This window comes from Bacillus cereus group sp. BfR-BA-01349, assembly GCF_022663795.1.
Taxonomy (GTDB): domain Bacteria; phylum Bacillota; class Bacilli; order Bacillales; family Bacillaceae_G; genus Bacillus_A; species Bacillus_A cereus.
Genome location: NZ_JAKUGE010000037.1, coordinates 39,425 through 50,124 on the forward strand (window position 1 = coordinate 39,425; position 10,700 = coordinate 50,124).

Genomic DNA, 10,700 nt, shown 5'->3' on the forward strand with positions numbered 1-10,700 from the left:
GACAGGATAAAGAAATTTTTTATAGAAATTTCAATTTTTACATCTTAAAATAATGATAAAGCGTAGATGAATTTATTCACTTCGGAGGTAGTTATTTGAACATTAACGAGAAGGCAATTGAAATGTTTGAACAAAATAAATGTGAGGAAGCAATGGAACTGTTTCATCGAGCAGTACATGAATCTAGAGGGGTACAATCTCTCAATAATCTTGCTTGGATGTACTTTTATGAGGAAGAGAATGATGAGAAAGCTCTTGAATTAATAAAAGAAGTTGTTAAGTTGAATCCTTCTTCATACTTTCCCTATAACATGTTAGGGGAAATTTATATGAAACAAAAAAGTGGGAAGAAGCGAAAGAAGTATTACAAAAATCTATTTCAATTCAACCATCGGATGAAGCATATCATAATGTAGCTGTAGCTCATTATAACCTTGGAGAGCTGGAAAAAGCTTCGGAATTTTTTTTACGAGTTGCAGGGGATTCGGACTATATCATGTATAGCTATGTAAAATGTTTAATTGATTTAGAACGAACGACAGAAGCAAAAGAGAAGTTAGATACTTTTAACAGGGAATCTGATAATTTTTTAGGGGAAATTAATGTAGCAGATTTATATGTTGAGTTGAATTGCTATAAAGAAGCAATTGAATGGTTCGAAAAGGGATACAAAGAAGTTTGGAAAAGTCCTAACTGGATTAGTAGGTTTGTGTATGCTCTATATAAAGCTAATGATTTTTCCCGTATGAATGAAGTTATACGGGAATCTATTGAAGCGAAAACAGCAGAAATAGAAGATGTCCAGAATGAAGAAGTAGAAGAAAACTGGACGGAAAAAGATAAGAAAGAGTTAATTGAAGAATATACAGAAGAGAATCATTGTTATAAAAAAATGATAGAACGTATTAAATCTGGATATGTTCCAGGGTTAGAATTTGAAACTTATCATATAGGGGCTTGTTATTTGTTTGGTTGTAAAACACATAATCATCTTGAATTTTTTATTATAGACTTTTTGTCTAAAGGTACTAGCTCAATTGTAATGTGTTAAAGGTGTTTCGTATCATTATATAGGTATATATCCTCTTTAGAGTCCCCTTGTTTAATATTTAAAATATGTAGTGAAATAAAACCAATAAGTCCTATTCCGCCAAAAATAAGCCATGGTGTATACATGCCGCTTAAGTTGGATGTAAAAGATGTACCGGTATAATTACCGATGATAAAACCAAATGCGAGTGATAGTTGATAAAATCCGAAGTAAGTAGCTGTATAGGATTCATTACTGTAATTTGCAATAGCGATATCAGCGTTAGGTAATACGAGTGTTTCACCAATTGTAAATAAAATTACACAAATAAATAGCCAATACGGGTGTTGAGATAGAGGAATGAGTAAAAAGGAAATACTCATTAATAAAACACCGTATTTAATAATTGAAAGTGTGTTGTATTTATGAAATAGTTTTCGAAATAACACCATAAATATGACGCCTGTTATTGCATTTATTGTAATAACGAGTGTAGCAAGCTGATTGCTATTACTAATGTTTTTCATATGAAGTGGAAGTGCGACAGTAAGCTGAGTAAACATAATATAGAAGAAGATCATGATAAATGAAAACAAAAGGAAAGGTTTGTTTTGTAAAATAGCCTGTATTCCTAATGTAATAGATGTATTTTCAGTAGTGACTTGGAAGTGATTTTTAAGTAAGTAAAAGATGAAAGCGAATAACAGCATAAGGGATCCTGTTAGAGAGAAAGCATAGATTGGATCGAGTAAGAGTAAGAACCCTCCTGCAATTGGTCCGATTATTGCACCGCAATTGAAGCTAAGGTTTAAATATGTAAATAAATTTTTTCTCATATGAGCTGGCTGTGAGCCAAATATAGCGCGAGCGGCAGGTTCGTAAAATGCAGTTCCGAAGCCAATAAGTGCAGAAGAAATAGAAATTGTATAGAAATCAGAGGATATCCCTAAAGCGATAAGTCCGACTCCTCTTAAAAATAATCCGGCTATCATCATAATGATATAGCCTATTTTATCAGCAATTAATCCTGAGAATAAAGGGAGAACTCGTGATGTAATTGTCATAACCGTCAACACTGTTCCTACTTGAACAGCTGAAAAATGGAGAAAGTTTAATAGATAAATAGCTAAAAATGCGTATACCGCAAAATACCCAAAAGACATAAAAAATGAAGAAATAAGCATGAAACGTATCGGTATTGAGAAACTTTTCATAGAACTCCTCCTAATATTGTAACCAGTAAAATATTTTGATGGTTAACAGTTTTATATTATAATTATACATAAAGTCAGAAAAAAGTAAATTTTAAGAAGAAGGTGGATGGAATTGAATCAAAATGCACCAAATGAACTAGAATATATTCGAGAATTTTTAAATAAATGGAAAATACCAAATGATACGAGAGAAGCAGTTGATTTGTTGCAGACCGAAGATGATATAAAGCAATTTATGAATAAATATTTTCATGAAGAGCTTCCATTTTATACGATAGAGGAACTAAAAAGTTTTCGAGAAGATATTCGGGTGGCAATTGAAGGCGGAGAATCATTGCAAAAGTGGTTAGAGAAATACCCATTTCATGTACATATAAAGGATGATATGAAAGGTATTACATATGAACCAGTATATGAAGAGAATGTGTATACAAAAGTGTTAAGTATTGTGTTAATGTCAATTCAAGAAAATGTGTGGGGAAGGTTAAAAGCATGTCCAGATTGTCGCTGGGTATTTTATGATCATTCGCGAAATGGAAGTAAAAGATGGTGCGGTATGTATGCTGGAGAAGAAGGAGGAAGAGCGTGCGGTACGATTGCAAAAGTGAAAAACTACCGGGCGAAGAGAAAAGGGCGATCTGGTTATGGTATGTAAGTAATATTAGAGAAAGAAAAATGGATGGGGGGAATGATATGAAAGGTACACAAATGCTAGCTATAAATAAAAAGTGTTGGGATACAGTTGCACCTTATTATCTTTCAAGTTGATTGTTTACCTAAATATGCCCAATATACAGCGTCTGAAGATGAGATTCAATCAGAAATAAAAAAGTTCTTGATATTGGGGCTTGATCTTTCAAGTGCACAAATTGAAATAGCGAATGAAACGTTAAAGAGTTGGGATCCAAAGTTAGTATGGGGAGAAATGGAAGAGGAATTGAATATTCCGAAAGGGTATTTTGATATTGTATATTCTATTTATGCATTAAATTGGACTTCGGATTTAAGAAAAACGTTGGAACTGATTTATTCGTATGTAAAGCCAGGAGGAAGTTTTATTTTTAGTTGGGAGCACCCAGTATATTCAAATTTACAGTATGGTACAGAAGAAGTTGCTATAAAGTCTTCTTATCATGAGGAAACGTCCATTACGTTTGAAACATTTAAAGGAGAAAATGTACAAGCGAAATTATATAAGAGAAAAATAAGTACATATATAAATGAGTTAAATAGAGCAGGCTTTACAATTGAGAGAATAGAAGAACCTGAACCGTATAGCACGTTTGATGAAGAACTAGCGATGCCTTCTACGAAGTATTATTCTTTATATAAAGCTAGAATGGTGCCGACTACTTTTATTATTAAAGTTAGAAAGTAAAGTGTTTTTTATAAAAGAAGCCTATCATTTCAAATAGATGAAATGATAGGCTTCTTTATTTTTAAAAAAATAAGGTCAGAGATGTACTTTTCTTATAAAAATGCATTTCATATAAAAAGTGTAATTATTTTTGGGGAGGGGGATTGTTGTGCGTCATCATAGAAAGTGCAAAAAATTTGGAGTGGCACTGCCTCTTCCGCTTATAGGAGCAACGGGTCCGACGGGTAATAGTGGTCCAACTGGTCCAACTGGAGGGCATGAAGGTCCGGTTGGACCCCCGGGAATTACTGGGCCTACAGGAGCAACTGGTCCACAAGGCCCTCAAGGTATCAGGGGAATACAAGGTCCACGAGGGACAACAGGAGCTCAAGGGATACAAGGTCCCGTTGGTGATACTGGAGAGCAAGGAATTACAGGTCCGGTCGGCTTACAAGGTCCTCAAGGATTAATTGGAGAGCAAGGTCCTGTTGGCGATATTGGATTACAAGGTATGCAAGGAATACAAGGAATTACAGGCCCTGCTGGTAGTCAAGGTATACAGGGCGCCCAAGGAATACAAGGAGAAATAGGTGAGCGAGGGGAAACGGGTGCACAAGGAATGCAGGGAGAAATAGGTGTAACCGGAATATCAGGTGTAACGGGCCCTCAAGGTCCTCAAGGGGCGCAAGGAATACAAGGGGAGGACGGAACTACAGGTATACAAGGAGAAGAAGGTCCACAAGGAATACGAGGAATTACTGGAGAGCAAGGGCACCAAGGTGATCAAGGGATACAAGGTGTAACTGGCCCGCCTGGTTCTACTGGAATACAAGGACCTCAAGGTATAAGTGGAATAAGGGGGATAACAGGTGTAATAGGCCCTCAAGGAATTCAAGGTCCACAAGGAGTAACAGGCCCAACAGGAGCGACCGGCTCTACGGGAGTAACAGGTCCACAAGGAATCCAAGGAATTCAAGGTTCGCAAGGGATAACGGGTCCAACGGGAGCAACCGGAGTGACTGGAATAACAGGCCCACAAGGAATCCAAGGAATTCAAGGCCCACAAGGTGTGACGGGAGCAACCGGCGCAACAGGAGCGACAGGAGCGACTGGTGCAACAGGACCGACAGGAATCCAAGGAATAACAGGATCAACAGGGGGAACGGGAGTAACAGGCCCAACAGGTGCTACGGGCCCAACCGGCTTAACCGGTGCAACTGGATCGTCTGCCATTTCAACAGGTGGCCGCTATTTCTTCTCTACCTCAACAAGTACAATTGCAGCAAATGCCAACATCCCAATTAATTCTGGATCCACTGTATATGGAACTGGTGTATCTTTAACTAGTGCTACAACTGTCACAGTATCCACACCAGGAATATATTTAGTAAGCTACTATTTCCAAGGGGACGCGACTGGTGGGAATGAGACAATATCTGTTAGGTTGCTATTAAATGGAACGCAACTAACAGGGAGTTTTATACAAAACGTAACGACATCAACTGTAGTAATCGAACCAGCCATTTCAAATACACTTCTTGTGAATGTGACGAGTGCCAATTCAACATTAATATTACAAAATGGCCCGTTAGGTGTAGGGCATGTGACTACTATAGCAGGTGCCATTACAGCAAGCTTAAATGTAGTGAGAATTTTATAAAGAATATAAAAAACACAAGGAATGCCTTTGTAAGACACACCTTGTGTTTTTTAATATTAAATAAACATTTACTTTATCTTTTCGGTTGAAAAATATGCTGAAAGAAGTATTTGTGATGTAAGTTATCTACAACTTTATTTGCTTGATATGTGCGTTGTTTTTCAATTCGGAGTCTTTGCTCCATCATTTTTATTGCGTGATCAGATAAACGTAACATAATACATTCTCCTTTTCTATAAATATAGGTGACTATTTGATATCGATCCCATATTTATAATTAAGGAGGCAAAATGTGTAACATAGGCAAAAAGCACCTTCCTCTCCCATTACGCTTACGAGGTTAGCTGTCGGACTCGGGAAGTGAGAGTTTCCCTACTTAAAAAAGATTCGCCCCAAGTAGCATAGCTACAAAAATGGTTCCCCCGCTCCAAAATTTGGACTCAGCAAAAGGTTTTATAAAGTAAAAAATAACATAAAGGAGCAAACAAGTCAAATTATTTTGTGTATTCTGTCTTTTTTAATTGTGTAAGAATCATACCGTCAGGAAGTATTGTATCTGATACTGTAATGAATCCGTGTTTTTTATATAAAGTAATAGCAGGGGTATTCGCTTTACCTGTTTGTACAATGTATGTCATTGAAGAGGGAAACATGTTAAATATATAAATTAGGAGTTTCGTTGCGATTCCTTTTTGAAAAAAATCGGGGGATACAACTAACCTGTGGATATCGATTAGTTTTTCTTCTTGTACAAAAGAAATAAAACCGACAAGTTTATTTTCAGAAAAATATCCATAGAATGTTTCAACACAACTTTGAATATCGTTTACAGTATCATATAAACGAGGTATGGCAGTACTATTTAAGTAGTCTGCTTCAACTTTATAAGCTGGAATTTGAACCTGTAAAATGGATGTTGCTACTTCAAAAGAAGTGGAATTTAACTTAAGAATCATAGATAATGAAGCCTCCTTTAAATATGGTATATAAATATAATTGCTTTATGGGTGAGTTTGACAATATTTTTCTTTTTTGCATATAATATATGTATCTCCATATGTAAAATAGTAGTAAATATATTTCTATAGTGAAATATGATTAGCAATGATAAATACATATGTTTGTATTAAATCATACAAACTATAATAGAAATGGAGGACTAAAAGTGGGATGGATTATCACATTTTTAGTTGGTGCTATTATAGGTGCAATTGCTAGTTCTATAACGGGTAAAAATTTCCCAGGTGGTATGTTCGGAAATATTATCGCAGGTTTATTAGGTGCTTCGTTAGGTGGTAGATTATTTGGATCCTTTGGGCCATCATTTGGTGGGATTCATGTCGTGCCAGCATTATTAGGTGCAATCGTGTTAATTTTTATTGTATCATTTGTAGTGAAAGCTGCAAAGAAATAGATATATAGATTATGATGAAGAGCCCTGAATAAGGGCTTTTCATCATTCGAAGAGGTGGTTTCATTGGAGAAAATAAATATAAGAAAAAGAGATAAGTTAAGAAAGTTTTTTAGAGAACAAAATTATTTGGCGGTATTACTTGGATTTGCGTTATTGTTCATTAATATTTTATTGCTAACAAAAATATCATTTGTTTTTACACCGTTTATCGTATTTTTAAAAACAATTTTCTTCCCAGTACTATTAGCAGGCGTACTATTCTATATTTTACATCCATTCGTTTCGCTTTTAGAAAAGAAAGGTGTTTCAAGAATCGTATCGATAGCTTCTATATATTTAATCGTACTAGGATTATTTGTATTTTTAGTTGTAACGGTTATCCCTATTATTAAAGATCAAATTGATGCATTAATTGATAACTTACCGTATTTTGGCCATGAGATTGAACAAGCAGCACGTAGATTCGGGGAAAGTAATTTACTCGGTAAAATTCAGGAGAATTTAAATATTAATGTTGCGAATATGGTAAAAGACTATACAGTTGATTTTACAAAGTCATTATCATCAGTAACTGGGAATGTAACTGGATTTTTGAGTACTATTACAGAGGTTGTTTTAACATTTGTAATGGTTCCATTTATATTGTTCTATCTTTTAAAAGATGGCGAACAATTGCCGAATCACTTCTTAAAGTTCATTTCAGAGCAAAGACAACCAGCAGCAATGAGAATACTAGATGATATGCACTATGCGATTAGCTCGTATATTAGAGGGCAAATTATCGTGAGCTTGTTTATCGGTATTATGCTATTAATCGGTTACCTTATTATCGGTATAAAATATGCGGTACTACTTGCAATTTTAGCGATGATTGTAAATATCGTTCCGTACGTAGGCCCAATTATCGCGATTACACCAGCGTTAATTATCGCATTTATCGACTCGCCAGCAATGGTGTTAAAAGTAATTATTGTTATGATGGTTGTACAATTAGCAGAAGGTAAATTTATTTCTCCACAAGTTATGGGGAAAAAGTTAGACATTCATCCGATTACTATCATTTTTATCATTTTAACTGCCGGAAACTTATTCGGGATTATGGGCATTATTTTAGCCATTCCAGGATATGCGATATTAAAAGTGTTAGTGACGCACGGTTATAGATTTGTTAAGTTGAATACGTGAAAAAAGAGCTAAAACAGTAGTATCTGTTTTAGCTCTTTTTTATTAACAATTCATTTGCATATTGGCGCGCCCATTGATCCGCTTCTAATATAGCATCTAGTGAAGGATCTTTTACGTTATGATGAGCTTCAACTGTTTTGTAAATTGTTTTTTCAATATCGAAAAAGACAATTTCATTTTTTAAGAATAGTGCATTCGCAATTTCGTTTGCTGCATTTAATACAGCGGGAGTAGTACCACCGATTTTGCCACATTCATATGCGTATTGTAGGCAAGGGAACTTCTCTAAATCTGGTTTTTCAAAATGTAAACTACCGATTTCTAATAAATTTAATTTTTCATAGGAAGAAGGTAGCCGAGTAGGATAGTGAAACGCATATTGAATCGGCATTCTCATATCAGGAGCACCGAGCTGTGCCATAACTGATCCATCAATAAATTCTACTAAAGAATGAATGATACTTTCTTTATGAATCATTACATCAATTTTTTCATACGGAATATCAAATAGCCATCTCGCTTCCATTACTTCAAACCCTTTATTCATTAATGTGGCAGAATCAATCGTTAGTTTTGCGCCCATTAACCAGTTTGGGTGCTTTAAAGCATCTTTTGCTTGTAAAGTTTTCATTTCTTCACGTGTTTTATCACGGAATGCACCGCCAGAAGCTGTAACAATTAATTTGTCAATTTCTTTATTATTTTCTCCGTTTAAACATTGGAAAATAGCTGAATGTTCGCTATCTACTGGAATTAAGCGACATCCGTTTTGTTGCGCTAGTTCAGTTACGATATGTCCAGCTGCAACTAACGTTTCTTTATTAGCGATGGCAATATCTTTCTTCACCTTTAATGCTTCAATCGTTGGAAGTAGTCCGGAAACTCCGACAACAGAACTTAATACAAGATTTGAATCAGGGTGAGTAGCTACCGCAATTAAGCCATCAGTTCCGTATGTGATTTTTGTATTCGCTGAAATACGCGTACGAAGCGTGTCTGCTAAGTCTTTTGTCGCAACGCTTACAATGCGAGGTTGAAATGTTTTGATTTGTTGCTCAAGAAGATCGATATTATAATTTGCGGTTAAACCGACAATTTTAAAATGTTCAGGATGAGCTGAAACGACATCTAATGCAGATGTGCCGATAGATCCTGTGGAACCTAAAATGGATATATATTTTACCATGAAAAAACCTCCAAAGTTGTTTCGAATATTTCTGCAAACCTATATAACATTAGACAATAGAAGTGGAAATTCCTGCTATATAAAATAGAAAAATCGGGTTTGTTTGGAAGCGAAATGTGATAAACTGTAAAAAATAACGAAAAAGCAATGAAAGAGAAGAGTACATATTCGAAACTTTTCAGAGAGCTGATATGTGGTGAGAATCAGTAAGGGATGAATATGGAATGGGCTCTAGAGCTTCTAACTGAAATGAGTAGGTAAAGACGGTTACTTCACGTTATTGAAGTATGAAGTGAGCTAATGATAGCTAATTAAGGTGGTACCGCGGGAGTCTCTCGTCCTTTTTTTAGGATGAGGGGCTCTTTTTATTTTGAGAAAGGGGGAGTTAGTGTGAGTGAAAAAATAATGTTAACAGGAATTAAGCCGACAGGTTATCCGCATTTAGGAAATTATATTGGTGCGATTAAACCTGCATTACAAATGTCAAAGAATAATGAAGGAAAAGCATTGTACTTTATAGCTGATTATCATGCATTAAATGCTGTGCATGATTCAGAAAAGTTCAGCAGTTATACGAAAGAGGTAGCAGCTACTTGGTTATCACTTGGAATTGGAGAAGATGTTATTTTTTATCGACAAACAGAAGTGCCAGAGATTCTAGAATTAGCTTGGATTTTAGCTTGCCTAACTCCGAAAGGTCTTATGAACCGTGCTCATGCGTATAAAGCGAAGGTGGAACAAAATAAAGAAGCAGGGTTAGAGGTCGATGCGGGAGTGAATATGGGGTTATACACGTACCCGATTTTAATGGCAGCTGACATATTATTATTTCAAGCTACTCATGTACCAGTTGGAAAAGACCAAATTCAGCATATTGAAATTGCGCGTGATATTGCGACTTATTTTAATCATACATTTGGCACGGCATTTACACTTCCAGAGTATGTTATACAAGAAGAAGGAGCTATTTTACCTGGTCTTGACGGAAGGAAGATGAGTAAAAGTTACGGAAATGTGATCCCATTATTTGCAAAGCAAGAAAAACTACGAAAATTAATATTTAAAATCAAAACAGATTCTTCACTTCCAAATGAACCGAAAGAACTAGAAACCTTATTTACAATTTATAAAGAATTTGCGACAGAAGACGAAGTACAGTCATTACGTGAAAAATATGAGACTGGAATCGGATGGGGCGATGTGAAAAAAGAGTTGTTTCGCGTTGTAGATCGTGAGTTAGCTGGACCTCGTGAGAAATACACTATGTATATGAATGAAACGAATTTATTATATGAAGCGTTGGAAAACGGTGCTGAGAAGGCACGCGCTATTGCGAAGATAAATTTAGCAGAAATTAAAAAACGGATTGGATTTGAGAGGGAACGTTAAGCGTTCCCTTATTTTTTTAGATAATCTGTAATAATCCTCTCAATAACAGAAGGGAGATTACTAGGTAACTCATCAAGCGGAAAGAAGCGTAATTCTTTCGATTCACTTTGATCGCATACAAGTTCACCATGAAATTCTCGGCAAATATAAACAACGAGTACACCGTGTACTTGATGTGCGTGATAGGTAAAGCTTTGATATCATCTCCACCTTTTCCCCCACCTAACACCGTACGTGACAGTTTCCCGTCATACGGCGTCCCATC

At 35.7% G+C, this 10,700-nt stretch carries 9 protein-coding genes, 4 pseudogenes, 1 riboswitch and 1 other annotated feature; of the genes and pseudogenes, 8 read left to right on the forward strand and 5 right to left on the reverse strand.

Translation table 11 applies throughout. The features are described from left to right. Positions 1-95: 95 nt before the first annotated feature. Positions 96-1,051: pseudogene (locus MR169_RS19395) on the forward strand (tetratricopeptide repeat protein). Here the strand turns inward: MR169_RS19395 and MR169_RS19400 are convergent. Further along, complete coding sequence (locus MR169_RS19400) at positions 1,048-2,244, reverse strand: MDR family MFS transporter (protein WP_242319862.1); 1,197 nt, start codon at positions 2,242-2,244, stop codon at positions 1,048-1,050. The pseudogene MR169_RS19395 and the gene MR169_RS19400 overlap by 4 nt on opposite strands. Positions 2,245-2,356: 112 nt before the next feature. On the opposite strand from MR169_RS19400, the gene MR169_RS19405 reads away from it, so the two are divergent. From MR169_RS19405 to MR169_RS19415, 4 genes and pseudogenes are all read left to right on the forward strand, one after another. Beyond that, entirely contained in the window at positions 2,357-2,899 is a 543-nt protein-coding gene (locus MR169_RS19405; protein WP_001072924.1) for a CGNR zinc finger domain-containing protein, read from the forward strand. A gap of 38 nt (positions 2,900-2,937) precedes the next feature. Beyond that, a pseudogene (locus MR169_RS28505) lies at positions 2,938-3,055 on the forward strand (class I SAM-dependent methyltransferase); the annotation flags it as partial. 30 nt (positions 3,056-3,085) lie between these two features. Further along, a pseudogene (locus MR169_RS19410) lies at positions 3,086-3,622 on the forward strand (class I SAM-dependent methyltransferase); the annotation flags it as partial. 148 nt (positions 3,623-3,770) lie between these two features. Next, on the forward strand, positions 3,771-5,261 hold the full coding sequence (locus MR169_RS19415) for a collagen-like protein (RefSeq protein ID WP_242319863.1): 1,491 nt from the start codon (positions 3,771-3,773) through the stop codon (positions 5,259-5,261). Between the two features lie 73 nt (positions 5,262-5,334). On the opposite strand, the gene MR169_RS19420 is transcribed toward MR169_RS19415, so the two are convergent. Together MR169_RS19420 and MR169_RS19425 are read right to left on the reverse strand one after the other, a co-directional pair. Continuing rightward, positions 5,335-5,478 carry a hypothetical protein gene (locus MR169_RS19420; protein ID WP_000945243.1) on the reverse strand — a complete coding sequence of 48 codons (144 nt, stop codon included), beginning with the start codon at positions 5,476-5,478 and terminating at the stop codon, positions 5,335-5,337. Between the two features lie 96 nt (positions 5,479-5,574). Then, positions 5,575-5,717, reverse strand: a riboswitch (cyclic di-AMP (ydaO/yuaA leader). 38 nt (positions 5,718-5,755) lie between these two features. Beyond that, positions 5,756-6,217 (reverse strand): GNAT family N-acetyltransferase, encoded by a 462-nt coding sequence (locus MR169_RS19425; protein ID WP_000601232.1) that lies wholly within the window; start codon positions 6,215-6,217, stop codon positions 5,756-5,758. 209 nt (positions 6,218-6,426) lie between these two features. On the opposite strand from MR169_RS19425, the gene MR169_RS19430 reads away from it, so the two are divergent. Beyond that, positions 6,427-6,675, forward strand: coding sequence for a GlsB/YeaQ/YmgE family stress response membrane protein (locus MR169_RS19430; protein ID WP_000539714.1), 249 nt, complete (start codon positions 6,427-6,429; stop codon positions 6,673-6,675). 63 nt (positions 6,676-6,738) lie between these two features. Continuing rightward, positions 6,739-7,860: an AI-2E family transporter gene (locus MR169_RS19435; RefSeq protein WP_000411480.1), complete on the forward strand. Its 1,122-nt coding sequence runs from the start codon at positions 6,739-6,741 to the stop codon at positions 7,858-7,860. A 28-nt stretch (positions 7,861-7,888) separates the two neighbouring features. On the opposite strand, the gene MR169_RS19440 is transcribed toward MR169_RS19435, so the two are convergent. After that, positions 7,889-9,046: a 1-deoxy-D-xylulose-5-phosphate reductoisomerase gene (locus MR169_RS19440; RefSeq protein WP_000241797.1), complete on the reverse strand. Its 1,158-nt coding sequence runs from the start codon at positions 9,044-9,046 to the stop codon at positions 7,889-7,891. 138 nt (positions 9,047-9,184) lie between these two features. Further along, positions 9,185-9,392, forward strand: a binding site (T-box leader). A gap of 44 nt (positions 9,393-9,436) precedes the next feature. On the opposite strand from MR169_RS19440, the gene MR169_RS19445 reads away from it, so the two are divergent. Then, entirely contained in the window at positions 9,437-10,435 is a 999-nt protein-coding gene (locus MR169_RS19445; RefSeq protein WP_001290884.1) for a tryptophan--tRNA ligase, read from the forward strand. An 8-nt stretch (positions 10,436-10,443) separates the two neighbouring features. Here the strand turns inward: MR169_RS19445 and MR169_RS19450 are convergent. Then, positions 10,444-10,608, reverse strand: a pseudogene (locus MR169_RS19450) (NUDIX hydrolase); the annotation flags it as partial. Between the last annotated feature and the right edge of the window lie 92 nt (positions 10,609-10,700).

Bases quoted from the DNA above. Each gene is read 5' to 3' on its own strand.
- MR169_RS19400 (WP_242319862.1), bottom strand. From the start codon at position 2,244: ATGAAAAGTTTCTCAATACCGATACGTTTCATGCTTATTTCTTCATTT.
- MR169_RS19420 (WP_000945243.1), bottom strand. From the start codon at position 5,478: ATGTTACGTTTATCTGATCACGCAATAAAAATGATGGAGCAAAGACTC.
- MR169_RS19425 (WP_000601232.1), bottom strand. From the start codon at position 6,217: ATGATTCTTAAGTTAAATTCCACTTCTTTTGAAGTAGCAACATCCATT.
- MR169_RS19440 (WP_000241797.1), bottom strand. From the start codon at position 9,046: ATGGTAAAATATATATCCATTTTAGGTTCCACAGGATCTATCGGCACA.